At 71.4% G+C, this 24,739-nt stretch carries 25 protein-coding genes and 1 tRNA gene; 20 read left to right on the plus strand and 6 right to left on the minus strand.

What is annotated here, in order from left to right; all coding sequences use genetic code 11:
• Positions 1–16 precede the first annotated feature (16 nt).
• The 7 genes from JEK78_RS13045 (at position 17) to JEK78_RS13075 (ending at position 4,200) form a co-directional block, all read left to right on the plus strand.
• On the plus strand, positions 17–715 hold the full coding sequence (locus JEK78_RS13045) for a DUF2637 domain-containing protein (protein WP_200258666.1): 699 nt from the start codon (positions 17–19) through the stop codon (positions 713–715).
• A gap of 15 nt (positions 716–730) precedes the next feature.
• On the plus strand, positions 731–910 hold the full coding sequence (locus JEK78_RS13050; RefSeq protein WP_086699574.1) for a mobile element transfer protein: 180 nt from the start codon (positions 731–733) through the stop codon (positions 908–910).
• 15 nt (positions 911–925) lie between these two features.
• Complete coding sequence (locus JEK78_RS13055; RefSeq protein WP_200258669.1) at positions 926–1,081, plus strand: hypothetical protein; 156 nt, start codon at positions 926–928, stop codon at positions 1,079–1,081.
• 20 nt (positions 1,082–1,101) lie between these two features.
• Positions 1,102–1,407 carry a SpdD-like protein gene (locus JEK78_RS13060; RefSeq protein ID WP_200258671.1) on the plus strand — a complete coding sequence of 102 codons (306 nt, stop codon included), beginning with the start codon at positions 1,102–1,104 and terminating at the stop codon, positions 1,405–1,407.
• A gap of 111 nt (positions 1,408–1,518) precedes the next feature.
• Entirely contained in the window at positions 1,519–2,865 is a 1,347-nt protein-coding gene (locus JEK78_RS13065; protein ID WP_200258672.1) for a replication initiator, read from the plus strand.
• Positions 2,858–3,070 (plus strand): excisionase family DNA-binding protein, encoded by a 213-nt coding sequence (locus JEK78_RS13070; protein WP_200258673.1) that lies wholly within the window; start codon positions 2,858–2,860, stop codon positions 3,068–3,070. Before JEK78_RS13065 ends, JEK78_RS13070 begins: the two co-directional genes overlap by 8 nt.
• Positions 3,070–4,200, plus strand: a complete 1,131-nt coding sequence (locus tag JEK78_RS13075) for a site-specific integrase (RefSeq protein ID WP_200258674.1) — start codon at positions 3,070–3,072, stop codon at positions 4,198–4,200. Before JEK78_RS13070 ends, JEK78_RS13075 begins: the two co-directional genes overlap by 1 nt.
• Before the next feature lie 107 nt (positions 4,201–4,307).
• On the opposite strand, the gene JEK78_RS13080 is transcribed toward JEK78_RS13075, so the two are convergent.
• Positions 4,308–4,380 (minus strand) — tRNA-Arg (locus tag JEK78_RS13080).
• Positions 4,381–4,928: 548 nt separating this feature from the next.
• On the opposite strand from JEK78_RS13080, the gene JEK78_RS13085 reads away from it, so the two are divergent.
• The gene (locus JEK78_RS13085) at positions 4,929–8,342 is read left to right on the plus strand and encodes an ATP-binding domain-containing protein (protein WP_200258675.1); all 3,414 of its coding nucleotides are present in this window, start codon (positions 4,929–4,931) and stop codon (positions 8,340–8,342) included.
• Positions 8,343–8,680: 338 nt separating this feature from the next.
• On the opposite strand, the gene JEK78_RS13090 is transcribed toward JEK78_RS13085, so the two are convergent.
• Positions 8,681–8,869, minus strand: coding sequence for a hypothetical protein (locus tag JEK78_RS13090; protein WP_200258676.1), 189 nt, complete (start codon positions 8,867–8,869; stop codon positions 8,681–8,683).
• A 252-nt stretch (positions 8,870–9,121) separates the two neighbouring features.
• Here JEK78_RS13090 and JEK78_RS13095 point away from each other — a divergent pair, with 252 nt between their 5' ends.
• The 5 genes from JEK78_RS13095 to JEK78_RS13115 all read left to right on the plus strand — a co-directional run bounded on the left by JEK78_RS13095 (position 9,122) and on the right by JEK78_RS13115 (position 15,570).
• The gene (locus JEK78_RS13095; protein ID WP_207187878.1) at positions 9,122–9,289 is read left to right on the plus strand and encodes a hypothetical protein; all 168 of its coding nucleotides are present in this window, start codon (positions 9,122–9,124) and stop codon (positions 9,287–9,289) included.
• Positions 9,290–10,143: 854 nt separating this feature from the next.
• The gene (gene lanL / locus JEK78_RS13100) at positions 10,144–12,993 is read left to right on the plus strand and encodes a class IV lanthionine synthetase LanL (protein WP_200258679.1); all 2,850 of its coding nucleotides are present in this window, start codon (positions 10,144–10,146) and stop codon (positions 12,991–12,993) included.
• A gap of 53 nt (positions 12,994–13,046) precedes the next feature.
• Positions 13,047–13,202 (plus strand): VenA family class IV lanthipeptide, encoded by a 156-nt coding sequence (locus tag JEK78_RS13105; RefSeq protein WP_200258681.1) that lies wholly within the window; start codon positions 13,047–13,049, stop codon positions 13,200–13,202.
• Between the two features lie 294 nt (positions 13,203–13,496).
• Positions 13,497–14,561, plus strand: coding sequence for an ATP-binding cassette domain-containing protein (locus tag JEK78_RS13110; protein ID WP_242483401.1), 1,065 nt, complete (start codon positions 13,497–13,499; stop codon positions 14,559–14,561).
• A 133-nt stretch (positions 14,562–14,694) separates the two neighbouring features.
• Positions 14,695–15,570: an ABC transporter permease gene (locus JEK78_RS13115; protein ID WP_200258684.1), complete on the plus strand. Its 876-nt coding sequence runs from the start codon at positions 14,695–14,697 to the stop codon at positions 15,568–15,570.
• A gap of 136 nt (positions 15,571–15,706) precedes the next feature.
• On the opposite strand, the gene JEK78_RS13120 is transcribed toward JEK78_RS13115, so the two are convergent.
• The 3 genes from JEK78_RS13120 to JEK78_RS13130 all read right to left on the minus strand — a co-directional run bounded on the left by JEK78_RS13120 (position 15,707) and on the right by JEK78_RS13130 (position 16,529).
• Complete coding sequence (locus JEK78_RS13120; protein ID WP_200258687.1) at positions 15,707–15,916, minus strand: hypothetical protein; 210 nt, start codon at positions 15,914–15,916, stop codon at positions 15,707–15,709.
• 7 nt (positions 15,917–15,923) lie between these two features.
• A complete protein-coding gene (locus JEK78_RS13125) occupies positions 15,924–16,121 on the minus strand; it encodes a hypothetical protein (protein WP_200258690.1) in 198 nt (65 codons plus the stop codon).
• Between the two features lie 225 nt (positions 16,122–16,346).
• Entirely contained in the window at positions 16,347–16,529 is a 183-nt protein-coding gene (locus tag JEK78_RS13130; protein WP_200258692.1) for a hypothetical protein, read from the minus strand.
• Positions 16,530–17,346: 817 nt separating this feature from the next.
• Between JEK78_RS13130 and JEK78_RS13135 the strand changes: the two genes are divergently transcribed.
• The 6 genes from JEK78_RS13135 to JEK78_RS13160 are packed head-to-tail and all read left to right on the plus strand — an operon-like array spanning position 17,347 to position 23,415.
• Positions 17,347–19,611, plus strand: a complete 2,265-nt coding sequence (locus JEK78_RS13135) for an ATP-binding protein (protein WP_242483055.1) — start codon at positions 17,347–17,349, stop codon at positions 19,609–19,611.
• Entirely contained in the window at positions 19,608–20,015 is a 408-nt protein-coding gene (locus JEK78_RS13140; RefSeq protein WP_200258695.1) for a roadblock/LC7 domain-containing protein, read from the plus strand. The genes JEK78_RS13135 and JEK78_RS13140 overlap by 4 nt, the downstream gene beginning before the upstream one ends.
• On the plus strand, positions 20,012–20,359 hold the full coding sequence (locus JEK78_RS13145) for a DUF742 domain-containing protein (protein WP_200258697.1): 348 nt from the start codon (positions 20,012–20,014) through the stop codon (positions 20,357–20,359). Before JEK78_RS13140 ends, JEK78_RS13145 begins: the two co-directional genes overlap by 4 nt.
• Positions 20,340–20,957 carry an ATP/GTP-binding protein gene (locus JEK78_RS13150; protein ID WP_200258699.1) on the plus strand — a complete coding sequence of 206 codons (618 nt, stop codon included), beginning with the start codon at positions 20,340–20,342 and terminating at the stop codon, positions 20,955–20,957. Before JEK78_RS13145 ends, JEK78_RS13150 begins: the two co-directional genes overlap by 20 nt.
• The gene (locus JEK78_RS13155; protein WP_200258701.1) at positions 20,954–22,189 is read left to right on the plus strand and encodes a cytochrome P450; all 1,236 of its coding nucleotides are present in this window, start codon (positions 20,954–20,956) and stop codon (positions 22,187–22,189) included. The genes JEK78_RS13150 and JEK78_RS13155 overlap by 4 nt, the downstream gene beginning before the upstream one ends.
• Complete coding sequence (locus JEK78_RS13160; protein WP_200258703.1) at positions 22,186–23,415, plus strand: cytochrome P450; 1,230 nt, start codon at positions 22,186–22,188, stop codon at positions 23,413–23,415. The genes JEK78_RS13155 and JEK78_RS13160 overlap by 4 nt, the downstream gene beginning before the upstream one ends.
• A 170-nt stretch (positions 23,416–23,585) precedes the next feature.
• Here the strand turns inward: JEK78_RS13160 and epsC are convergent, their stop codons facing one another.
• Entirely contained in the window at positions 23,586–24,149 is a 564-nt protein-coding gene (gene epsC, locus JEK78_RS13165) for a serine O-acetyltransferase EpsC (protein WP_242483056.1), read from the minus strand.
• Positions 24,150–24,485: 336 nt separating this feature from the next.
• Between epsC and JEK78_RS13170 the strand changes: the two genes are divergently transcribed.
• Positions 24,486–24,695, plus strand: coding sequence for a hypothetical protein (locus tag JEK78_RS13170; protein WP_200258704.1), 210 nt, complete (start codon positions 24,486–24,488; stop codon positions 24,693–24,695).
• Positions 24,696–24,739 lie beyond the last annotated feature (44 nt).

The following is a 24,739-nucleotide window of genomic DNA, read 5'->3' on the forward strand; positions in this document are numbered from 1 at the left end:
GGAAGGAGTCGAGCCGATGCGTGCTCACCTGGCCCGTGTGGACGCCGTGATCGTTCAGGCCGTCATCGCCGGGGCTCTGTCCTTCTCCCACCTGCACGACCTCGCTGCGGCAGCCGGACAGGACGGCTGGAAGGCGTGGGCCTACCCCGTGAGCGTCGACCTGCTCCTGGTCGCCGCCTGGCGCCGGATGCGTCAGTCGCAGCGAGCGGGACAGGCAGCCGGTGGTCCGCGGCTGTGGTTCCTGATTGCCCTGGCCGCGTCCCTCGGCGCCAACGTCGCCACGGCTGGACTCCTCGACCTGGACGACGTACCGGCCTGGCTCCGCGTCACGGTCGCGGGCTGGCCCGCCGTCGCCTTCTTCGGCGGAACCCTCCTGGCCCACGCACCACACCTTCAGGACGGGCCGAGGGAGCCGGCCGCTTCGACCACGAACGCGGAACCGGAGCCACACGCCGCCCCACCGGCTGCCGTCGACGTGCCCGACCGGGACGCGCTCCCGGTACCCCGTACCGATCACACCCCCGCCGAACCGGTCACCGCTTCGCCCTCGGCGTCTGTTCCCGCCGTTGCCCTGCCACCCGCCCTCGTCGACCGCGTCCGGGTCCTGGCCGACGAACACCGCTCGACCACCGGTCACCCCGCCGATCCCGACGCCGTGCGCGCCCGGCTCGGCCTGCCTCCGTCCATGACCGCATCCGTCGCCGCTCACCTCTGAGAGAGGAGCACCGCCATGAACCCGCGTTTCCGCAACGTCCGCCGTATCGGCCCGGTCAACGTCGCCTCGTACATCGACCGCGGCCGGAACCGCCACCTGGCCGCCTGCACCGCGCCTCGCTGCGACTTCTCCGCCGAGTACGACAGCCGCGCCGCCGCCGAACTCGCCGCCCGTACCCACCGCTGCCCGGCCTGACAGGAGACCACTGCCATGGACGTTCCGCTCTGGCTCGCCCTGTTCGTCGTCGGGGTCCTCGGCGTCAAGCTCATCCGTCCGCCTTGGTGGCTCATCGCCGTGCTACTTCTCGGCGGCTACCTCCTCGCCGACAGCCTGCTGGCCCCCGTCCTCGACACCGCCGTCAAGTAATCGCGAAGGGAGACTCGTTCATGTTCCAGCCGAGAATTCCGACCATGCCGCAGCCGACCGGCCTGGTCAGCCCGAACGCCGTCGTCGAGTCGACCGCCATCACTCCGGCTGTTGTGACTCCGCAGCCGGCCCCCGTGCCCCCGACGCCGTCCCGCCCGGCTGTCCAGTTGACCCCTGGCGCCGCACTGGCCCTCGTCGGCTGCGGTACCGCTGTGGTCCTGGTCGTCGGTGCCGTCCTGGTCTCCATGCTCCTCGCCGTCGCCATCACCGCCGCGTCCGTGGCCGTGTGCGCCGTCGTCCTCCGCTCCCTTCTCCACCGCCGCTGACCTCATCGCCTTCTGCCCGCTCGGCTTGCCCGCACTGTCTAGCCCCCTCGACAAGCCGGGCGGGGTCTATCGCCCCGAACCCCCGACTTCGCTGCCAGGAGGAATCCGCACATGCACTCCACGGCTCCGGCCGGAGCCATCCGTCATCTGGCGTCCCTCGCCCGGCACGGCGACCTCAGCGCCTACGCCCACCAGATCCAGCGCCTCGGCGGCTGCGAGCAGCCCGTACGGATGGAGGGCCACCGGCTCGACGTCCACGCCGCCACCGGGGAGATCATCCGGGAAGTCGTCGCCCGTGACCTTCCGGCCGGACAACTCCTCATCCGCTGCAACAACCGCCGCGCCACCCGGTGCGCCACCTGCGCCGAGGTGTACCGCAAGGACACCTTCCACCTCGTCACGGCCGGACTGAGCGGCGGCAAGGGCATCGGGCCGTCCGTCGCCCGACACCCGCGCGTCTTCGCCACCTTCACCGCTCCGACCTTCGGCCCTGTCCACAACCGCCCCGGCGGCGGCCGGTGCCGCTGCGGACGCTTCCACGCGGACGACGACCCCACCCTCGGCACACCCCTGGACCCGGACCGCTACGACTACCGCGCGGCCGTCCTGTGGAACGCACACGCCGGGGCACTGTGGGGCCGCTTCACCACCTACCTACGCCAACAGCTCGCCTCGCGCGCGGGCATCAACCGCACGGAACTGCGCCACTGCCTCAAGGTCTCCTACGCCAAGGTCGCCGAGTACCAGCGGCGCGGCGCCGTCCACTTCCACGCCGTCATCCGCCTCGACGGCTCGGACGGCCCCGAGGACGCCCCGCCGGACTGGGCCACGACCGAACTTCTCACCGACGCGATCCGTTCGGCGGCCCGCCTCGCCGAAGCACCCGGCCCCGTCCTCGACGGCCACGCGCACGCCTTCCGCTTCGGCGAACAGCTCGACATCCGTCCCATCCGCTCCGCCGACTTCGCGGGCACCTCGGAACTGTCCAGCCGCGCCGTAGCCACCTACATCGCCAAGTACGCCACCAAGGGCGCCGAAACCGCAGGCACCCTCGACCGCCCCATCCGCAACCCGATCACCGACCTGACCGGCTCCGGCGTCACCGACCACGCCCGGCGCATGATCCTCACCTGCTGGAAGCTCGGCGCGCTGCCCGAACTCGAAGACCTACGCCTGCGCAAGTGGGCCCACATGCTCGGCTTCCGCGGCCACTTCTCCACCAAGTCCCGGGCCTACTCCGTCACCCTCGGCGCCCTCCGTCAGGAACGCGCCGACCACAACGAAGCCCTCACCCGCGAACGTGCGGCCGAAGCCGGTCACCCGCTGCCCGACCCGGACACCGTCCTTGTCCTCTCGCACTGGCGCTTCGCCGGTACCGGACTGACCGCCGCAGAAACCTGGCTCGCCGCCTCTCATAACTCCGCTACTTCACCGGAAGGAGAACCCACCCATGACTGACCGCTACCTGACCGTGGCGCAGGTGGCCGAACTCCTCGGCACCACGGAACGCTTCCCGCGCCGCCTGATCGCCGAGCGACGCATCGTGTTCGTCAAGGTCGGTCGGCACGTCCGCATCACGGAGAGCGCACTGAACGCCTTCATCGAAGCCAACACGGTGCAGCCGATCGGCAACCGTCGTAGCTCCCTGCGGAGGGCTGCCTGATGGCGAACAACAAGGGAAGGCGACGAGACTTCGGTTCGGTCCGGCAGCTTCCGTCCGGCCGTTGGCAGGTCCGCTACCGAGACCCGGAGACGGGGCAGCTGCGCCCGGCGGAGAAGACGTACGCGACCAAGACCGATGCCCAAGTCGCCCTGACTCACATCGAGTCGGACATCGCGCGCGGGCAGTGGTCGGACCCGGACGCCGGGGCGGTGAACTTCGAGGAGTACGCCACCGCGTGGCTGCGGGACCGGAAGCTCGCCGACCGCACGCGTGAGCGGAGCGAGTCGGTGATGCGGCTGCACATCCTGCCCACCTTCGGGGCCGGGAGCGTGGCCGACGTGACGACGGCCCGGGTGCGCAGCTGGCGCGGCAAGCTCCTGGCGGTCGGTGTCGGTGAACCGTCGGTGGTCAAGGCGTACCAACTGCTGCGCGCCCTGATGAACACGGCCGTGGACGACGAACTGATCCGGCGTAACCCGTGCCGCGTCAAGGGCGCGGACCGCTACGACGTGCCCGAGCGGCCGGTCCTCACGGTGGCGGAGGTCTTCGCCGTCGCCGACTCCATCGCGCCGCGTTACCGGCTGCTCGTGCTCCTGGCGTCCTTCACCACCTTGCGGTTCGGGGAGCTGGCGGCCCTGCGGCGCCGGGACATCGACATCGAGGGGCTGACCGTCACCGTGCGCCGCGCTCAGGCCGAGCTGCAGGACGGCAGGCTCTTCGACAAGGCGCCGAAATCCGCGGCCGGGGTGCGCTCCGTCTCCTTCCCGGCCGAACTGCTCGACGCGGTCACGCACCACCTGGAGCACTTCGCCGCTCCCGGCCGCGACGGGCACGTCTTCGTCGGGCCGCAGGGCGGGCAACTGCGGCGGAGCAACTTCCGCGACGACTGGGTCAAGGCCCGGAAGGCCGCGGGCGTCACGGCCGAGCTGCACTTCCACGATCTGCGGCACACGGGCAACACGCTGGCCTCGACGGCCGGGGCCAGCACGCGGGAGCTGATGACCCGCATGGGGCACAGCAGCTCCCGGGCCGCGCTGATCTACCAGCACATGACCAGCGACCGGGACCGGGCCATCGCCGATCGACTCGGGGCCATGATCCGCGACGGCGGGGGAGGGGCCTGCGGCTAGGGGATGTGGCATCCGCGTGGCATTAGTGGCACGCGTGTGGCACGACCTCGAACACGACGAAGGGCCAGCCTGGGAGGAAACCACTCCTGAGCTGGCCCTTCTGGCTGTGCCCCCGGCAGGATTCGAACCTGCGACACCCGCTTTAGGAGAGCGGTGCTCTATCCCCTGAGCTACGAAGGCGAAGGCCGGGATCCACAGGAAGATGTGTGAGGACTGCGACGAAGCCGCGGTCCCGGACGCATCGGCCTGCCGATCCGGTGGTGCGCCGGGGTACTGGCGCGCCTCCGTAAGTGTAGCGGGTGAGGGAGCCTCGGTGATGGGGCCACCTTGGCGGCGGGTGGACGGGCGGGGAGTCGGGGGGGCTCCGAGGGCGGCGGGCCGGGGAACTCGCAGCGTCGGCGGAATGCCCGAGGCAGAGACGCGGCGCTCGCCGAGCAGGCCGCCGGGGACCGGCGGACAGGGGGCGGAGCGGTCCGACGGAGAGGGGCCGGGGGCGGTCCGACGGTGGTGTGTTCCGTGGCCTCGGCCGAGTCCGGGGTGTTGCCACCGCCGCCTGTGCGGGCTCGGCTCCATCTGCGACCAGGGAGGGTCCGGCGGGTGAGGCCGATCGACTCGTCCGAGAAGTGATCCACTGACTGTTCGTCATCGCGCGGTTTCTGATAGTTGTTTCCGCGAGGTACGGGCACATGCCCGGGGCGGTGTCACCTGACATCGCGGGGAGGACGCACATGAGTACCACCACGCGGGACGAGATCCTCGCCGGCGAGCAGCGTGCGGTGGACCACGCGTACGACTGCTATGGCAAGAAGCTGGCCGAACTACGCGGATCGTCCGCCGCCACCGCTTCGGCCAGCGGCAAGGACGGGATCGCCAACCGGGCCGAGGTCGAGGCGCGCGCGGCGGCCTACGGAGGGCTGGGCGACGAGGCGTTGGTCTTCGCCCGCGTCGACGCGCCGGAGGACCCGGAGGAGGAGGCCCGTCCCTGGTACATCGGGCGCCGTGGTGTGCACGACGCCTCGCACGAGCCCGTGGTCCTGCTGTGGACCAGCCCGCTGGCCAAGAAGTGGATCGAGGCCCGGCCCGAGAATCCGGGTGAGGTCGTCCTGCGTCGGCGGCTGCGCTGCGTGCGGCGGATCGTCGAGGGCTACTTCGACGAGATCTCCCCATCGACCTCCGCGCCCGAACCCGTCCCCGAACCCGCGCCCGAACCCGCCCCCGTACCGGAGCCCCGTCAGGCCGCCGACGACAGCGCGACGGAGGGGGCAACGGACGCGTCTCCCGCCCCGGCGCGGCCGTCGGCCCCCACCCCCGGCGACGTCGTGCGACGCCGGCGGCGCAGGGCGTTTCAGCCGGACGACTTCCTGCTGCGCGAACTCCAGCGATCACGCGGCGGCCGGATGCGGGACATCGTCGAGACCATTCGCCGCGACCAGATGGAGCTGGTGACCGGTTCCCCCTCGGACATTCTCGTGATCCAGGGCGGCCCTGGTACCGGTAAGTCGGCGGTCGGTCTCCACCGGGTGACCTGGCTCGTCGACAATGCGCACTTCAAGGCCCAGGACGTCCTGGTCATCGGTCCCCACCAGCGGTTCCTCGACTACGTCGGCCAGGTCCTCCCCACCCTCGGCACCCGCGATGTCAACGCCGTCCAACTGGACCGGCTGTGGGAGGGGGAGATTCTCGGCGTCGACTCGCCCAAGGCGCGTCTCGTGAAGTCGGACGATCGCATGGCGGCCGTGCTGCGACGCCGCGTCGAGAGCGACTATCGGCCCGAGGCGCTCGACGCCCTCACCGTCGCACCCTCTTTCGAGGGCGACGAGCCCGCGATCGTCGTCACCGCCGGCAGCACGACCCTCCGCGTGCCCAAGTCCGAGGTCCTCTCGCTCCTCGACCGCGCCCACGCCGGTGATGGCCCTTTCCGGGAGCGGCGCGACCGTTTCCGCGGCCTGTTCGTCGACCGGCTCCTCCAGGAACTCGCCGACATCGCGCCGCGCCGAGGGCAGGCCGGCACGATCCGCCGTGACCTGGAGCGCAACCGTCGGGTCGAGCGCCTCCTCGAACGCGTCTGGCCTTCGCCCGGCCCCCGGGAGGCCCTGCGTAGCCTCTACGACTCGGCCGACCTCCTGCGGAACTGCGCCGACGGCATCCTCGACGAGGACGAGCGAGCCGTCCTGCCGCGCGCCCGCGCCGTGAGCGCCGACGCCGATCCGTGGACCCTGGCCGACCGTGTATGCCTCGAAGAGCTCCGGGTGCTGATCAGCGGTGAGACACCGCCGCGCTACGGGCACATCGTCGTCGACGAGGCCCAGGACCTCACGCCGATGCAGGCCCGCTCACTGCGGCGGCGCTGCGCCGCAGGCGGCTCCATGACCGTACTGGGCGACCTCGCTCAGGCGACGGGCGCCCACACCCCTACGAACTGGGATCTGCTCGGCGCACTCCTCTCCGACCACGGCGACTGGAGCGTGGCCCAGCTCACCACCAGCTACCGCGTCCCCGCCGAGATCATGGAGTTCGTCGCCCCGCTCGCGCAGGTGATCGCTCCGGCTCTGCCCTTTCCCCAGGCCGTCCGGGAGGCGGGGGCGGACGCCGTCCGGACCGTGGCCACCGTGTCGTGGAAGCTCCTCGACGACACCGTCGAGCAGGTGGCCCGGCTCGTGGACACCGACGACGGCAGTACCCCGCGATCCGTGGCCGTCATCGTCCCCGACGACTCGGACTGGCTGGACGCGATCAGCCGCAGGATCCAGGAGGGTGACGCCATCGGAGCGCGGCACCGCGAGACCGTGTCGGTGCTGGCCGCCACCCAGGCCAAGGGCATGGAGTACGACCACGTCCTGGTCATCGAGCCGGCCACCATCGCCGACCGTGGTCCCGCCGGGCTGCGCCGGCTGTACGTCGCCCTCACCCGCAGCACCCAGAGCCTCACCGTCCTGCACACCTCCCCGCTCCCGGAAGCCCTCACGCACCGCCCGGACGACACCCGGCCCGCGGCAGCGGAAGGCGGGTCGGCGGGCGAGGCGGAGGGTCTTCCCCTGATCGGCACCGACGTCCGGGTCGAGGTGATGGGTCACGTCTCCGGCGGCCGGTACAAGGTCAGGCCGCTGTCTCCGGTGATCGACCGGCCGGTGGTGCTCACCGTCCGTCAGGGTTCGGTTCCCCCGCGCCGCGGCGACGAGCTGGACTGCTGGGTGTTCGCGAACGACACGCGCCAGACGGTGCTCACCGCCGAGCGGCGGGGCCGTTCGCCCATCTCGGCGCGGATGGCGGGGCGCTACCTCGCGGCGCTCGACGTGCTGCGAGAGCTGAGCTGCGGCAACGGTGGCCTTCCGGAGGCACGCGACCGCCTCTCCGAGCTTCAGGGGATGGCCAACCGCGTCCTACGCCGGGACCAGGCGGACTGGGTGGAGGTGTCTCACCTCTTCGGTGATCCGGACAGAGGACGGCTGGGAGCCCTGCGTGACCTCGCCGCGACGACCAACCGCGCGCTCAAGGACGACACGTTCGACGCGGGCCTTCTCGCGGAGAGGCTGGACGCCTCCGGCTGGGCGGGGGCTCTCACCGAAGCACGGCGAGAGCTTCAGGAACGCTTCGGTGAGGCGACGAGACCGTACTCCGACGGCGTGCCCCCCGTCGCCCCCGGACAACCCGACCAGAAGGAAGAAGCGCAGATGACCACCGCGGACACCACCGCAGCCACGACACCGTCCGCGACCGCGCGGGAGGACTTCCGCCGCCTCCTGGAAGCCTCCGTCGCGGCCGACCGCACCTGCAAGAGGCACGAGGCGGTTCGTCACGCGCTGAAGTCGGCCCTTCTCTGGGCGGACCTCCAGCCCTCGGACTCCTCGGTGGTCGACGTCAGCTGCGTCACCCCGCAGGGTCTCTTCCTTTACGAGGCACTGGGCGCGGGCCTCTCCACCTATGCCGATCTGCGATCGGGCGCGACCCGCCTGCTCGAGGTCGACCACACGTTGCCGGCCCCGGCCGACAGCCTCTACCTCGTCCTGTCCGAACCACCCGCGGAAGGGTGGTCCGCAGGGACGATTCGCGACGTCTTTCGCGTGCATGTCATCTGGCGCAGCCCGACCGGCTGGGAGGGTGAGAACTCGCACGCCGCCTTCGGTTCGCCTGGCGGCGGGTGACCACGCACGGCCGCCACCCGGCCCGCTCCGGGCCTGACGTGGTGCTGATGGACCTCGCGTCAGCCCTGCCGTGTGCGGGCAGGACGGTGGTGGGGGGTGTGTTTTCGTCCGCTCATCCGAACACGGCGTCCGCGACGGCCCAACCGGCTGCGGTCCCAGCGGCTGCTCCGAGGATTCCGCCGATGGCCACGGCACCGTAAACGGCTGCCGGCACGATCATGACGACCTGGGGGGAGTCAGGGGTCAGGCCGGGCGTGTCCTCCCGAAGAGAATCCGAGGTTATCCGTTCCACACATGCGGTGTTCATTGTGCAGCTCCTCTGAAGATCGGTTCTCATCTCAGCTTCCCGTCGCCTCGGTCACCGCGGCGGTCGCGATGAATCCGGCGGCACTTCCGATCGCCGCGCCGATGAAGCACGCGACTCCGGCCGCGACAACCGACGGTGTGATGGTGACGACTGTCGCGCCCTTCAGTGACCACCCGTGGTCGCTCTCGGCGAGCGGCGTTGTCGGGAGTTGCGATTCCATGGCCGTATTCCCCTTTCTGTTCGGGTTGGCTCATGCCCAGTCTAGGTAGTCCGTCCCTTTCCTGGCTGTCCCATAGAACGATGTTTCCCGGGCGCCGATGAGTCGAAAGTCCGGTCCCCCGATGGGTGGATGCGCGCCTGGTGCGATCGCTCCGACCGGTCGGGGAGGCGCCGTGCCGCACCAGGTTCCTGCAGCCCTGGTGAATTCACGGCGAGCGCGGAAAGAGAAGGTCTCCCTGTGAACGGAACGTTCTTGGCGGAGCATGCTTCCACCGCCGGGGAACTCGCTGAGGAGGTCACCGGCCAGATCGCGCGGTCGCCCGCTCCGGTGACTCCGGGGATGCTCGCCGTGTCTGGCACGGCCGCCGGAGCCTGGGCGACGGCGGGATTGTTCGTCTCGCTTGTCGCGACCACCAACTGACCCTTGGGAGCCCGACGACGGGTCGGCGCGAGAAGGCGCGGGTGGCGCGATGCGTGGATGGTGACGACGGCGACGCGTTCGCTCGCCGAAGTCGGCGACGTGGGCGTCGAGGATCCTGCGCGTTCGCATCGCGTCGGAGATGCCGAGCGCCCGTCCTTCGTCGGGTGATTGCCCGACGTGCGGGGTGTGTTGGGGAGTCGACTTGTCCGACCGCTGTTCCTGGACGCGGTGGATGGGTGATCGGGTGGTGCCGGGGCTGTTCGGCGAGCGGGCATGGGTGGGTCCGACGAGTGATCCGCTCCGCGAGGGTGCGTGGCCGAGGTCGGGCCGCCGCGGGTGGGCACGTCGGTCCGGGCTGAGTTGGTGCCGCCGGTCCCGCCCGGCAGTGGGGTGAGCGCCGGAATTCCGCCGCATTCCGCCGGGGCGATCGAGTGGGCGTGTACCGCGATGAACTGGGTGTTCGTGGTGACGGCTTGGTCTTGATCTTCCTCGGCTCTCGCATGGACCGCGCCGAGGCCGAGGGTTGCCGCGTGGCCGGTGTCGCGCCGTGATGCGTGTGCCGGTCCGGTTCGAGAGGGGGTGAGGTGCTCGACTCGGTCCTGGCGCGGGGGTTGTTGGGATGGCGGTGCGGGGCGGGCGTTCTCCTCGTGGCGTGTGGGGTGGATGGGGTGTGTGTGGTGGGGTGTTGAGGGGTTTGTGCTGGTGGAGGCTGGTAGGGGGTGGTGTGGGGGCGGGGTGTGCGCTGGTGGGGTGCGCTCGCTGGATCGGGTGAGTTGGCTGGTGGTCTGTTGTGTATCTCTTCCTACTGACGTCATATTTCGGGGGTGTTCTTCGGGCGGCGGGAAGGAATCGGGATGGCGGGGACTGGTTCGGTGGTGAGTTTCGAGGACGTGCTGAATCAGGCAGTGCGAGGGGAGGGCGTGGAAGGGGATTGGAAGGCGGAGTCCGACGATGTGTGGTGCCGTGTCGGACACCGATCGGGGGTATGGCGGAAACAGGGATGGAAACTGCACGTCTCGGCGACGGCAGGGTCGGCCGCGCAGGTGCTGTCCAATTCCCTGAAAGTCCTCCTCCACGAGGAATCCGGTTTCAAGTTCGTGGCCCGCCCCGAGGAAGTCGCGGCCCTCAACACCCGGGCGACCCCACGCGGAAACGCGGCGAAGTTCATCACCGTCTACCCGGTCGACGACACCGCCGCCGTCAGGATCGCCCGCGACCTCCACGACGCCACGAAGGGACTGCCCGGCCCGAGAATCCTCTCGGACCGACCGTACGCACCCGACAGCCTCGTCCACTACCGCTACGGCGCCTTCGCCGCCCGCCGAAACCTGTCCGACAAAGGACTCCTGGTGTGGTGCTACGAAGACCCCGACGGAAACCTCGTCGAGGACAAACGCTCCGGCGAATACCACCAGCCCACCTGGGTCACATGCCCCTTCCCCTCACACGTCCCCGTCACCACACGCTCCAGGAAGGACACCGCAAAACCCGTCCTCCTCGACGACCGCTTCGCCGTACGCGAAGCCATCCGCCACACCAACAAAGGCGGCGTCTACCGCGCGACCGAAGTCGCCACCGGCACCCCCGTCGTCATCAAGGAAGCCCGCCCCCACGTCGAGAGCGACACCCACGGCAAAGACGTACGCGACTGGACACGCGCCGAGGCCACGACCCTGGAACGCCTACGACACACCGGCCTCACCCCACGCCCCCTGGGCCTGTTCGAAACAGCCGGCCACCTCTTCCTCGCACAAGAGGAAATCCCCGGAATCCCCCTGCGCAACTGGGTCGCCGACCGATTCCGCGACATCGGCCGACGCCGCTACCTCACCGAGGCCACCCACCTCATCGGCCCACTCCTCGACCTGGTCGCCACCGCCCACGCACAAGGCTGCGTCCTCAGAGACTTCACCCCGAGCAACGTCATGGTCCCCCCCGAGGGCCCACCACGACTGATCGACCTCGAACTCGCCGCCTGGCAGGACCAGGCACCACCCCCCACCCGCGTGGGCACACCGGGCTTCAGCGCCCCCGAACGCCTCCACGACGCCCCCGTCTCACCCACCGCCGACTACTACAGCCTCGGCGCGACCATCTGCTTCCTCCTGCACGGCAAGGTCCCCAACCTCCTGCCCGAACAACCCACCCGAGACACCCCCCACCAACGTCTCGCACGCTGGCTGGAGGCCTGCACCCGCTCCCAGGGCACCACGGAACTCCCCCGGGGCACCACGGAACTCATCCTGGGCCTCACCGAGGACGATCCCACCCGACGCTGGGACACCACCCGAGCCCGACAAGCCCTCCACCACATGAACCTCACCACGCCCACCACACCCACCGCGTCGGCCATGCCCACCGCGTCGGCCATGTCGGCCACGCCCACCGCGTCGGCCACCACCATCACCGCCCACACCCGCACGGACGCACCCACCACCGACGGTGACACCGACCCGGGCACCCCCACCAACACCCTGGCCAGGACCGCCACCCACACCCCGACTTCCGCCAGGACCGCCACCGCCACCGCCGGGGGTTGGGTGGTGGACGAGGTGATCGCGGGAATCGTGGAGCATCTGCTGGGTTCGATGACGCCGCCGGAGTCGGCGTCGGGCGGTGAGCGCCTGTGGCCGGTGTCGACGGTGGCGGGGGAGACCGATCCTCGCTCCGTGCAGCAGGGCGCCGCGGGGGTCCTGGCGGTCTTGTGCGCCTGTTACGAGGCCACGGGCGATCCGCGTCTGCCCGATGTCCTGGCCCGTGCCGCCGGCTGGATCGTCGATCGCGGCGACACCGGGCGGATCCGCCCCGGTCTGCACTTCGGTGGCAGGGGGGTGGCCTGGGCCCTGTACGAGGCCGGGCGCGTGCTGGACGATCCCGGGTTGCGCGCCCGTGCCCTGGACCTGGCCGCGGCCCCGCTGTCCTCCACTCTCAGCCACGACATCACCCACGGTGATGCCGGCAGTGGCATGGCGGCCGTCCACCTGTGGCACCGCAGCGGCGACACCCGCATGGCCGAGCTCCTCGCCCACGGCGCCGACCGTCTCCTGGCCGCCGCGCGTCGGCACCCGGGTGGGGTGAGCTGGCCCATCCCGGCCGAGGCCATGGCGGAGGAAGCCGGCAAACGCTACCTGGGCTTCGCCCACGGCAGCGCCGGCATCGGCTGCTTCCTGCTGGCCGCCTCGACGGTGACCGGCCGACCCGAACACCTCGAACTCGCCCTGGCCGCCGGGGAGGAACTGGCCACCCACGCGGTCACGGTCGATCAGGCCACGCACTGGCCGGCCCAGGCCGGCGACACCCCCACCGCGCCCTACTGGTGTCACGGCTCGGCCGGGATCGGCACCTTCCTGGTACGCCTGGCGGCGCGGTGCGAGGACGAGCGGTTCGCGGATCTGGCGCGGGGCGCGGCGCGGGCGGTGGTCGAGCGTGCCTCGCGGGCGCCGTTGGGGCAGTGTCACGGCCTGGCCGGCAACGGCGACTTCCTGATGGACATGGCCGAGGCCACCGGTGAGGGCGTCTATCGGGACGCCGCCGGGGACCTGGCCGATCTGATCGTCGGTGAACACGCCCGCCGGGGAGACCACGTGGTCTTTCCCAACGAGTACGGCGAGGTCTCCACCGGCTGGAGCGACGGATCCGCGGGAATCCTCGCTTTCCTCCTGCGTACCCGCCACCCGTACTCCCGGCACTGGATCACCCAGTAGCACGGGCCGAGCGGCAGAAAGCCTGCCGCCATTGGAAAGAGAAGGAGAACGCCATGGAGAACCAGGCCCTCGAAGTTCTGGCCGACCTGCACGCCCTTCCCGAGACCGACCCGGTCGGTGTGGACGGTGAGTCGTTCTCGGGCACCTGTGCCTGCGTCGGCCTGCTGACCCTCGCGAACACGATCTGCATCGGTATCAGCTGCGCCTGATCCCGACCCTGTCCGGTCGGCGGCGGCCCGGGGCAGCCGCCGACCGGAACACACCGCTCACGACCCCCACCGGGCCGTGACCCACAGGACCGATCACCCACCGGGAACCGGACGACCCCGTCCCACCCACCCGATGAGCGATCGGTCCTCGTGGGACCTCGTCACCCCGCCGGCGTGGGACGCGCCTCCGCATGGAGGTCGTCCGAGCCGGTGTGGCGAGAGCGACGCGGTCGGGTCGTCCAGGTGTCGTCGGTTGTGGTCGGTGAGGGTGAGGTGGTCTGTGTGTACGGGTCCGTGGAACCCGGAGCGGATGGGGGCGCGATCGGTGGTGAGGAGTGTTCGCCGGGGTACGCGATCACGACTCGGGGGCTGTTCAAGAGTTTCGCGGGGCCGGAAGGGAAGACCACGCACGCGGTGCGGGGTCTGGATCTGGATGTGATGCGTGGCGAGGCGTACGCCTTCCTGGGTCCCAACGGCGCGGGCAAGTCGACGACGATCGCCTTGCTCTGCGCGTTGGCCCGCCCCACGTCGGGGCGGGCGGTGGTGGCGGGGGCGGATGTGTCGGACAGCCCGCAGGAGGTTCGCCGGCGCGTGGGCATGCTTTTCCAACACAGCTCCTTGGACCCGGACCTGACGGCCCAACAAAATTTGGTCGTGCATGGGCGTTTGTACGGACTGTCCGGCCGGGCGGTGCGTCGGCGGGTCGACGAGATGTTGGAGACCGTCGGGTTGGAGGACCGACGGCGGTCGGCGGTGCGCACGTTGTCCGGGGGTATGCGGCGACGTCTGGAGTTGGCGCGTGCCCTGCTGCACGCCCCCGGGGTGTTGTTCCTGGACGAGCCGACCACCGGTCTCGACCCGCACGCTCGTGCCCAGGTCTGGGAGCACCTGCGCGCGCTGCGCGACCGGTACGGCTGCACGCTGCTGGTGACCACCCACTACCTGGAAGAGGCCGAGAACTGCGACCGGTTGGGAATCATCGATCACGGCCGGTTGGTCACCCAGGGCACATCGGGGGAGCTGAAGGCCGCCGTCGGCGCCGACCGTGTCCGATTGCGCACCGGGGACGATGCCGCGGCCGCGGGCGTGGTGGCGCGGTCGACGCCCGGTGTTCCGCCTCCCACGGTGGACGGCGAGGGGCTGTCGCTGAGGGTGCGGCGGGGAAGCGCCTGGATTCCGCGCCTGTGCGCGGCGTTGGAAGCCGAGGGGATAGCGGTGCGCGCCGCCTCCGCGGTTCCTCCGACCTTGGACGACGTCTTCTTCCACCACACCGGCCGGAGCATCCACGCCCCCGGCGAGGGCCGACCGGGTGGCGATCCCGACCGTGTCTCGTCGGGCGTTGCCGAGGGGCCACGGTGACCGGGGCGGCTGCCCCGGGGTCGGTGGAGGCGGGCGGGAGGGCCTCCCGGCCGCTCCTCCTCGGCTGTGTGCGAGGTGTTCACGGCCTGCTCTACGGGCCCCATCGGGCCGGACGACGACGTGTGGAGGTGCCATGAGCGCCCGTTCCCTGGCCGATTCCCCCGCCGCGGTGACGACTCCGGTCACCGACGCGTCGGGGCGGGAGTCCTCTTTGCGTCGCGAGGCGCGCGCTGTCCGAGCCTTGGTCCACCGTGACCTGTTGAGACTGCGGTCGCAGTCGGTGCACACCGTCTTGATGCTGCTTCAGCCGGTGCTGTACCTGTTCGTTCTCGGCGGCGGTCTGGCCACGCTGATCCCGAACTCCTCGCTGGGGGTCGGCTACCGGGCCTTTCTCTTTCCCGGCGTGCTGATGATGACGGTCCAGACTCCGGCCATCATGGTCGGCATCCGTCTGATCACCGATCGGCAGAGCGGCTACCTGCGCGAACTGTTGATGGCGCCCGTCTCGCGGTCCACGCTGTTGTCGGGGGTCTGTGCCGGCGGCACCCTGGTCGCCACTGTGCAGGGGGCGGTCCTGCTGGCCCTGATCGGTGCTGTCGGCCTGCCCTACGATCCCTTGCTGCTGGTGCTGCTGCTGGTGGGGATGACCCTCGCCTCGTTCACCATCACGGCCCTGGCGCTGGCCCTGGCTGTCGGGCTGGACCGGCCGGAGATCTTCCACATGTTGCTCGGTCTGGTGATGATGCCGCTGCTGTTCCTGTCCGGTGGGTTCTTCCCCCTGCAGAACCTTCCCGGGTGGGCCCACACGCTCGCCGCGTTCAACCCGCTCGCCTATGGCGTGGATCTGCTGCGTCGCCTGATCGCCCACCGGGTGCCGGAGCAGTCGCCCGGCCTGGGCGTCGAATGGGCCGGTCGGCAGCCTTCCCTGCTTCTCGAAGCCGCTCTCCTCCTGGTGGTCGGGGTGGTCGCCCTCTGGTGGGCCGCTCGGCGGTTCGGCCGACCCGAGTGACGCTGTCGCCGGAGGCGGGGCGGGGTCCCGCGTGTTCGGTGTCCGCAAGAGCGGGGATCGAGCACGTGAGAACGCCCCCACCTGCCAGGCGGGGGCCCTGACCCGGGTCCGTGCTCCGGGGTTCTCGTGCCGCTGGTCAGACGGCCTGGGCCGTGACCCAAGCGGCGGCCCCCAGCGTGATGGCGCAGAAGATGGCAGCTTGGACCCACGCGACGGGAGACACCGCGTGGGTGACTGTCGCGGTGGCATCCTCGTTCAACCGTGTCGCTGTCGCTTCTCCGGCCTTTCGTCTCATCTCGACGCTGTCTGTCATGATCCCTTCCTCCTGTGCGATGTCATGGCGCATGCCTCGCTCAGTCCCCGAGGCAGTCGATGGCCGCCGTGAATGTGAGGGCGGCGCCGACGATGGTGATGGTCACCACGTAGACCGTCGCCGTGACCGGGGATTGCTCCACCGGCGCGATGCCTTCGTGATCCTCGCGCAGCTCTCCGAGGCCGGTGGTGGGGTGGGTGAGGCGATGTTCGATCGCCCTGTGCGTGGTTGCGTTCATGGTTCGGTGTCCTCTCCGGTGCTCTGTCGTCGAAGGTAGGCGGGCGGTGGTGGTCGGCCTGTCGGAAGGACGGCCGGTGCGCGGGGGAGCCTTCTGTCCGTCGATCGCGGGAACCCCGCCCGCCCGAAGGGCGCCGGCGCTTCCCTGGCTGTGGCGGTGTCCCGGCGCCCCGCCTCCGAGTGGTCGGTGCGCGGGCCGTGACGGCCCGGACGGGGCCGCGGCCGATCAGCCCACCGCGCTGTACACGAGGCCCGCGACGGCTCCCGCGAAGGCCCAGCCCGTGGCGGTGGCCGCGACACAGATGATTCCGATCGAGACCGGAGTGCAGAACAGCGGCCGGCGCCCTTGGTCACCCTCGCGGAGTTCTGGGAGAGAGGTACCGGAGTTCAGCAGCTCGACGGCGGTCATGTCATTGCCTGCCCTTCTCATTCTCATCGCCTGAACATCTGACCTCGCCGACGCCCTGCCGACTGCCGACGGCTCCGACCGGGGCGGCGGTACGAACCAAGCTATTCCCCGACACAAGCGTTCGGATCACCCGTACGGCCCGGGTCGGGGGCCGGTCCGGTGTCCGCCGACCGGTGGACGGCACGTTGCCGGCCACCGGTGGTGACACCCGCCCTCACGACCGGCGACCGTGCGCCCGCCCGCGGTGACCACCGCGAGGACCCGCGGTCGTGTGACGGGCCGAGTGGCGAGGTGTCGGCGCCGTCCACCACCGCCCGGTGCGTCGCGGGCAGCCGCCGTCCGTCCCCGTCGAGGGGCTCCCCTCCCACGCACACGGGTCGGCCGCGGGGCGGGCGGCGTGGTTCAGGCTCGCGAGCGGCGCCGGCCGGTATCGCGGTCCCGACCTTCCGGCACTGTCGGCCCTCTCGGTCGCCCGGGGGCGGGCGGCGCCTCGCGCCCCCGTGCGGGGCGCCCGGCCGCTTCCGCCGGGGTCCACGGCCCGGCGCCGCGGCCACCGCCCCGGTGCCCACGGTGTCGACTTCCACCGCCCAGGTTCGCGTACCTGCCGACAACCTCTCAGAACATGACAGGGGCATTGCCAACTCGATCGCGAACACCCCTATAGTGACCTCACGTTGCGCTCAGATTGGGTCACTCCGAGGCTGGAAGACGACATACGTGAGCCGGGGTCACGGCGACCCCGGACGCCACCCCCTCCGGGGGCCGCCCGACCGCGCACACGACGGTGCCCACCCGAGGACCCGACCGAGGACCCCGATTGACGACCTCCCCGCCCTTCCCCGGCGACCGCCCCGCCCTGCGCGGTCTGCTGCCCGTCCCACTGGCCACCGCCGCCTCGAGCGTTCTGGCGACAGCCGCCGCGGCACTGCTCGGCCCGGACGCCGCACGCCTCCCTCTGGCCGTCGCCGGCACGCTCGCCACACTGCTCCTGACCGTCGCCGCCGCGGTCGCCGCCCACGCCGAACTCGGCCGTCGCGCCACCCACGCCCGACTGGACTCCACCACGCGCGACCTCACGCGTCTCCTGGAGGAACACACCCGCCGCTCCGACCACTCGCGCCGCGCACACGACGAACTGGCGCACCGGTTCGCCGAGGAACGCGCGGACGCGGCCCTGCGACTGGACGAGGAGCGAGCCCGGCTCGCGGACACGCTCGCCCAGGAGAGTCAGCGCCTTCTGCGACAGCACGCCACCGACATCGCACGACTCACCCAGGAACACGACGAGGAGCGCGGACGCCTCACGCGGGAACACGCCACCGAAGTGGAGCGCCTCACCCGGGAACACGCCGGCGAGGTGGAACGTCTGTCCCGGGAACACCTCGCGCGGGCGGCCCAAGTCGACAGGGAGCGCCAGGACCTGATGGGCCGACGGGACGAGGAGATCCGACGCCTGCGCGACGAGCGGGATCGGCTCACCGCCGATCTCGCCACCCTCGGCGCCCGGCTGCGCGAGGCGGAGACGACCAGGACGGCGGCGCTGTCGACCACGGCCAACGCGGCCGGCCGGCTGCAGGCGCTCACCACCGCCATGCTCGCCGATCTCCGCGCGATGGAGGACCGCCACCACGACGAGGACGTCCTCACCGACCTGCTCCACCTCGACCACCGTACCGCCCAGGCGGGACGACTGGCCGACTCCGTCGCCGTCCTCACCGGGGCCCGCTCCGGGCGTCGCTGGGCGCGCCCCATCGCCATGGAGTCGATCCTCCGCGGCGCGATGGGCCGTATCAGTGGCTACCGCCGGGTCCGGGCGCACTCCACCAGCGACACCACCGTCGCCGGACACGCCGCCGAGGGCGTGATGCACGCGCTCGCCGAACTCCTGGACAACGCGGCGAACTTCTCGCCTCCCAACGCCGAGGTGCACGTCTACGTCGAGGAAGTCCCCGCCGGAGTGATCGTGTCGGTCGAGGACAGCGGACTGGTGATGAGCGAGGCGCAACTACGTCGCGCCCAGGCCGCGGTGTCCGGCGAGTCGGCCGGATTCGTGGGTCTGGCGGGCACGCGCCTCGGGCTGGCCGTCGTCGGCCGGCTCTCCCGACGTTACGGCCTCCGCGTCTCCTACCGCCCCTCGGCGCGCGGCGGCACCGGAGTCCTGCTGCTGATCCCGCAGGAGATCCTCGTGTCGGTCGCGACCGGGCACTCCGGACCGCCCGTCACGACCCCGGCCACCATCCGCCCCGCGACCACGCCGGTCGCCACCACGCCGTCCTCGGCCCTCGCCGTCTCCGCCCCGCCCGCGCTCCCCCCGGTCGACGGTCCCGCACCGGTGTCCCCCTCGCCCGGGGCGGCCGTGTCGCCCGCCACACCGCCCGCCGCGGCCTCGGAGCGGCCTTCCCGTCCCACCGAGCCCACCAGACCCGGCACACCTCGCCCCGCCGCCGAGGCCCGGACCACCCCGTCCGGCGACCCGCTGCCCGCGCGCCGACGCGCCCGCCCGGAGCGCGCCCCGCTCTCCGGCGCCGAACCGCCCGCGCACCACGCGACAGAGCCGACCGGGGACGTCCCCGGTCCTGCCCGGTCCCACTCGGCCGGTCCCGCGGACGGGGAACCGAGCCGCTCCCACCCCACCCCGCAAGGCTCCGACGACCCCCGGTTCACCCTGCCACGTCGTCGACGCGGCCAGACCCTGGCCGAGGCCGAACGGCTGCGCTCCGCACCGCGCGCCACCCCGCATCGGCCCACCCCCACCGCCGAGGAGACCAAGGCCCGCACCGACCGACTCGGCAGCTTCCGACGCGCGGTGCGAACCTCCACCCCGGCCGCGGGCTCGACGAACCCTCGGCCCGGGACCTCCGACGGGGCACTCCCCGCACCGAGAGACCCGACCCTCGCGCCACCCTCCGCGGACGCCCGGCCCGAGCCCACCACCTCGGGTCCCATGCCTCCGGCGTCCCCGTCGCACCAGCCGGCACCCAGGGCCGAGACCGGCGCCCCGGCGTCGGGTCCACCGGACCCGCCCGGCCCCCCGCCCACACCCGTTCCACCCACCACCCCGGAAGGCGACACCACCCCATGACCGGCACGACGACCGCCGACGACGGACTCACCTGGCTCCTGGAGGGCCTCCTGGAGCGCACGCCGGGCACACGGCACGCGCTCGTACTGTCCCGCGACGGCCTGAAACTGTGCCGCACCCCGGAACTCTCCGCCGATCAGGCCGACCAGCTCGCGGCCATCGCCGCCGGCATCCAGTCCCTGTCCCACGGCGCCTCGGTCGAGTTCGGCGACGGCAGTGGCGGAGTCCGCTCGGCCATGGCCGAGTTCTACGGCGGGGTCCTCTTCATCGTGGAGGCCGGGCAGGGCGCCCACCTCGCGGTCGTCACCACCGAGGACGCCGACGCCGGGCTGGTCGGCCACAACGTCAGCGAACTCGTCGAGCAGCTCGGTGAGCACCTGACCGCCCCGCCACGCAGCTCATGACCCGACCCGGCCGAAACGACACCCCCGACCGGCTCTACACCCTCACCCAAGGCCGCAGTCGCTCCGCCGCCGGCAACCCCTTCGACCTCGTCACCCTCGTCGTCGCCGAATGCGACCCGGCCCCCGGCATGCAATCCGAGCACGCCGCGATCCTGCACGCCGCCCACCGCCCCACCGCCGTCGTGGAGATCTCCGCACACCTCCGGCTCCCGGTCGGCATCACCCGCATCCTGCTGGCCGACCTCCTCGCCGCCGGCCGGGTCAGCGCCCGTCATCCCCGGACGCCCGACCTCCCCGACCCCGACCTCCTGGAACAGGTACTCGTTGGACTCCGCAACCTCTGAGACGCGCACACCGCTGAGCGCCTCGGCCGACAACGGCCTCAAGATCGTGGTCGTGGGCGGCTTCGGCGCCGGCAAGACGACACTGGTCCGCTCGGTGAGCGAGATTCGCCCCCTCAACACCGAGGAGACGATGACCCGGGCCGGGGAGAGCGTCGACGACCTCCAGGGTGTGCACCACAAGACGGCCACGACCGTGGCCTTCGACTTCGGTCGCATCACCCTGGACCGACACAACGTCCTCTACCTGTTCGGGGCGCCCGGGCAGGAGCGCTTCTGGTTCCTGTGGGACCGGCTCTTCTCCGGCTCCCTGGGAGCCATCGTCCTCCTGGACACCCGCCGCATCGACGATTCCTGGTACGCCATCGACAGCCTGGAGAAGCGCGGCACGCCCTTCATCGTCGCCTGCAACGACTTCGGAGGCCCCACCTTCCCCCCGGAACGCATTCGGCAGGCTCTCGACCTCGATCCCCACGTCCCGTTGGTCACCTGCGACGCCCGCTCCCGGGAGTCCGCCAAGCTCGTGCTCATCACTCTGGTGGAGCACCTGCGCGACCACTACACGCGTCCCGACCGACCCTCCCGCCAGGAGCTGGTGTGAACACCCCCGCCGAGCCCGACCCGCCCCTCCTCAGCGGCCCCCTGCTCCAGGAGGACCCCACCCGCGCGTACCGGGAGATCCGCCGCCGCTACGGCGACGTCGCCCCCGTGCGCCTGGACGGGGACATCCCCGCCTGGCTCGTCCTCGGCTACCGGGAACTCCACCAGGTCACCAGCGATCCGGTCCTCTTCAGCCGGGACTCCCGCCTGTGGAACCAGTGGGACGACATCCCCGACGACTGGCCGCTCCTGCCGATGATCGGTCGCGACCAACCCTCGATCCTCTACACCGTCGGCGAACGCCACGGCCGCAGGTCACGGATGCTCGTCTCGGCGCTGGAGGCCGTCGACCCCCACGAACTGCGCGCCCACGCGGAGAAGTTCGCGGACCTGCTCGTCGACGCGCTGTGCCACCGGGGCAGCGCGGACATCATCGCCGAATACGCCAAACCACTGCCCGTGCGCGTCTTGGCCCGGCTTTACGGCTTCTCCGACGAGGAGGCGCCCGCGCTGGTCACGGCCATGAACGACATGATCGACGGTCGTGAGCGGGCTTTGGCGGGCCAGGCCCACATGGTCAATGCCATGACCGGACTGGTGGCGCGCCGGCGCCGCGATCCGGCGCAGGACGTGGTCTCCCGGATGCTCGCCGACTCGTCCGGCTTCACCGACGAGGAGGTCGTGCAGGACCTGATGGTCATGACGGCGGCGGGGCACCAGTCCACCGCCGACTGGATCGGCAACACCCTGCGCCTGATGCTCACCGACAGTCGCTTCGCCGCGTCCCTGTTCGGAGGGCGCGACAGCGTCGCCCAGGCCATGAACGAGGTCCTCTGGGAGGACACCCCGAGCCAGATCGTCGCCGGGCGCTGGGCCGGCCGCGACACCCACCTCGGCCAACGCCGCATCCGCGCCGGCGATCTGCTCCTGCTCGGCCTCCAGGCGGCGAACTCCGATCCCCGGATACGGACCCACGGTTCCGCCCTGACCGGGGGCAACAGCGCGCACTTCTCCTTCGGTCACGGCGAGCACCGCTGCCCCTTCCCCGCCCAGGAGATCGCCGAGGCCATCGCCCGGACCGGCGTCGAGATCGTCCTGGACCGACTCCCCGACATCGACCTCGCCGGGCCCGCCACCGACCTCGTCCGCCGTCCCTCGCCCTGGCTGCGCGGACTCACCGAACTCCCCGTGACCTTCACACCGACCCCCGCTCTCGGAGGAAACCTCGCATGACGGCCGGCACACTCCACGACCCCATCCACCTCGACCCCCTCGTGCGGGACCTGGACGCCGAGAGCGCCGCCCTGCGAGCCGCCGGTCCCCTGGCCGCCGTGGTGCTTCCCGGCGGCGTTCCCGTCTGGGCGGTCACCCACCACGCCGAGGCACGACGACTGCTGACCGACCCCCGAGTGGTGAAGGACATCGAGGTCTGGGGCGCCTGGCGGCGGGGCGAGATCTCGTCCGACTGGCCGCTGATCGGACTGGCCAACCCCGGTCGCTCCATGCTGACCGTGGACGGCGCCGACCATCGCAGGCTGCGTTCCCTGGTCGCCCAGGCCCTCACCCCTCGGCGTGTGGAGCACATGCGCGAGCGCGTCACCGAACTGACCACCGCCCTCCTCGACGACCTCGCCCGCCGCCCCGGTCCCCTCGTCGACCTCAAGGCGGAGTTCGCCTATCCGCTCCCCATGTACGTCATCGCCGACCTGATGGGGCTCGCCCCGCAGCGCCTGCCCCGCCTCAAGGAACTGTTCGAGAAGTTCTTCTCCACGCAGACCCCGCCCGAGGAGGTCCCCGCCACGCTCGCGGAACTCGCCGGGATCATGGCCGAGACCGTCGCGGACAAGCGCGCCACACCCGGAGACGACCTCACCTCCGCGCTCATCCAGGCATCGACCGACGGAGACCGCCTCACCGACGAGGAGATCGTCTCCACCCTGCAACTGATGGTCGCCGCCGGTCACGAGACGACCATCTCCCTCATCGTCAACGCGGTCGTCAACCTCTCCACACACCCCGACCAGCGGCACCTGGTCCTCTCCGGCCGGGTGCCGTGGTCCGCGGTGGTCGAGGAGACCCTGCGGTGGTCCACCCCCACCTCACACGTGCTGATCCGCTTCGCCACCGAGGACGTGCCGGTCGGTGACCGTGTCCTGCCCGCCGGTGACGCGCTCATCGTGTCCTACGGAGCCATCGGCCGCGACGAGCGGGCCCACGGGCCGACCGCGGCGGACTTCGACATCACCCGGGACAACCCGCACCGCCACATATCCTTCGGGCACGGTCCCCACGTGTGCCCCGGCGCCGCCCTCTCCCGGCTGGAGGCCGGCGTCGCCCTGCCCGCCCTCTACGCCCGCTTCCCCGAACTGGACCTCGCCGTGTCACCCGACGAGTTGCGCAACAAGCCGGTGGTCACCCAGAACGACCTCTACGAACTGCCCGTACGTCTTGGCGCCTGACCCGGGCCGACCATCCCGTGAGCCCGGCGCCCGCGGATCCGCCTCGCACCAGAAGCGGCCACGCGGTCGCCGGCCCGAGACCGTCGCCCCCCCGGGCCCGATCCCGGATCGCGTGCTTCGGCCCGGGGCTCGGGCTCGGGCCCGGGGCGCGCCCTTCGGGCCGGACGTGCTCACGCACCGCCCGAAGGGCGCGCCCCGAACCGCCCCAGCGCGGGCACGCGTGCCCCCGGTGGAACCGATGCCGTCACCACCGCGTGAGCCCCGATCCGTGCCTCCGCTCCCACCTCGACGCCGCCGAACACCCCGGCACCCGCCCCCAGTACCACTCTGTCGCCGATCACCGGATGCCGACGCCCCTCCGGCGGCCCCGTGCCCCACCGCCAACCCACCGAACCCAGCGTGACCCGCTGGTAGATCACCACATCGTCGCCGATCCGCACATCCTGGCCGATCACGACCCCACCTCCGTGATCGATGAAGACCCGGCGCCCGATCCTGGCCGCCGGATGGATCTCCACGCCCGTCCACCATCGCCCCGCGAAGCCCACCGCCCGCGCGAGCGTCGGGTGCCCCGCCGCGTGCAACCGGTGCGCCGCGCGATGGACCAGCAAGACGTGCAATCCCGGATACAGCAGCGCCTCCGCCGTGGACGAGATCGAGGGGTCCCGTTCCCGCATGATCCGCACGTCTTCGCGGACCCTGTCCAACAGGGAGCCGCCGCACACCACACGCACGCGCACCACCGCCGCCCGAAACGCCCAGTCCGCCTCGATCAGCCCTCCCTGCCAGGGTATCCAGCCACTTCGCCGACCGCCGTTCGAACGACGCTCGGCCTCCGACTCCCGGCCGCGACGGCTACCCCCCCGAACCCACGGCGCCTCACGGGTACCGCCTGGGCGGTGGCCGGTCCGGCGGTCGAATGATCTGAATCGGCGACGGCCGCACTCGATGTCCACCCGATGGAGGAAGGAGACCCCTCTGGTGTGAGGCGCGTCCGGGGGACGGGTATCCCACCCCACGCCCGGCACGCTGGAGTGAGTCGAGGAGAAGCCGAGAAGGAGGCGCGGCACATGCGGACAGCGAGTCGCGAGAACCATGTGGACATCACTCTCGGAGAGCTCACCAGGAACCTTGGCGAACTCCACGAGCGCCACGCGGGTTGGCGCGAGGGCCACGGGATGACCGTCGCGGCCTCACCCGCGTCGCTCCTGGTATGCCCGGTCATCGTCGCGGGGGGGCCTATGGCGACGTTGGCGGCGGTCTACGTGGCGGACGGCTGAGGTTGTCCCGTGCGCGAGCGCCGGGAGCTTCGCTAGGAGGCGCG

This window comes from Streptomyces sp. HSG2, assembly GCF_016598575.1.
GTDB lineage: Bacteria > Actinomycetota > Actinomycetes > Streptomycetales > Streptomycetaceae > Streptomyces.

Excerpts from the sequence above, each read along its gene's own strand:
- JEK78_RS13055 (WP_200258669.1), top strand. The coding sequence starts at position 926 with ATGGACGTTCCGCTCTGGCTCGCCCTGTTCGTCGTCGGGGTCCTCGGC.
- JEK78_RS13050 (WP_086699574.1), top strand. The coding sequence starts at position 731 with ATGAACCCGCGTTTCCGCAACGTCCGCCGTATCGGCCCGGTCAACGTC.
- JEK78_RS13105 (WP_200258681.1), top strand. The coding sequence starts at position 13,047 with ATGGAGAACCAGGCCCTCGAAGTTCTGGCCGACCTGCACGCCCTTCCC.
- JEK78_RS13125 (WP_200258690.1), bottom strand. The coding sequence starts at position 16,121 with ATGAACGCAACCACGCACAGGGCGATCGAACATCGCCTCACCCACCCC.
- JEK78_RS13090 (WP_200258676.1), bottom strand. The coding sequence starts at position 8,869 with ATGGAATCGCAACTCCCGACAACGCCGCTCGCCGAGAGCGACCACGGG.
- JEK78_RS13170 (WP_200258704.1), top strand. The coding sequence starts at position 24,486 with ATGCGGACAGCGAGTCGCGAGAACCATGTGGACATCACTCTCGGAGAG.
- JEK78_RS13085 (WP_200258675.1), top strand. The coding sequence starts at position 4,929 with ATGAGTACCACCACGCGGGACGAGATCCTCGCCGGCGAGCAGCGTGCG.
- lanL (WP_200258679.1), top strand. The coding sequence starts at position 10,144 with ATGGCGGGGACTGGTTCGGTGGTGAGTTTCGAGGACGTGCTGAATCAG.
- JEK78_RS13065 (WP_200258672.1), top strand. The coding sequence starts at position 1,519 with ATGCACTCCACGGCTCCGGCCGGAGCCATCCGTCATCTGGCGTCCCTC.
- JEK78_RS13070 (WP_200258673.1), top strand. The coding sequence starts at position 2,858 with ATGACTGACCGCTACCTGACCGTGGCGCAGGTGGCCGAACTCCTCGGC.
- JEK78_RS13075 (WP_200258674.1), top strand. The coding sequence starts at position 3,070 with ATGGCGAACAACAAGGGAAGGCGACGAGACTTCGGTTCGGTCCGGCAG.
- JEK78_RS13140 (WP_200258695.1), top strand. The coding sequence starts at position 19,608 with ATGACCGGCACGACGACCGCCGACGACGGACTCACCTGGCTCCTGGAG.
- JEK78_RS13120 (WP_200258687.1), bottom strand. The coding sequence starts at position 15,916 with ATGCGCCATGACATCGCACAGGAGGAAGGGATCATGACAGACAGCGTC.
- JEK78_RS13160 (WP_200258703.1), top strand. The coding sequence starts at position 22,186 with ATGACGGCCGGCACACTCCACGACCCCATCCACCTCGACCCCCTCGTG.
- JEK78_RS13130 (WP_200258692.1), bottom strand. The coding sequence starts at position 16,529 with ATGACCGCCGTCGAGCTGCTGAACTCCGGTACCTCTCTCCCAGAACTC.
- JEK78_RS13060 (WP_200258671.1), top strand. The coding sequence starts at position 1,102 with ATGTTCCAGCCGAGAATTCCGACCATGCCGCAGCCGACCGGCCTGGTC.
- JEK78_RS13045 (WP_200258666.1), top strand. The coding sequence starts at position 17 with ATGCGTGCTCACCTGGCCCGTGTGGACGCCGTGATCGTTCAGGCCGTC.
- JEK78_RS13115 (WP_200258684.1), top strand. The coding sequence starts at position 14,695 with ATGAGCGCCCGTTCCCTGGCCGATTCCCCCGCCGCGGTGACGACTCCG.
- JEK78_RS13145 (WP_200258697.1), top strand. The coding sequence starts at position 20,012 with ATGACCCGACCCGGCCGAAACGACACCCCCGACCGGCTCTACACCCTC.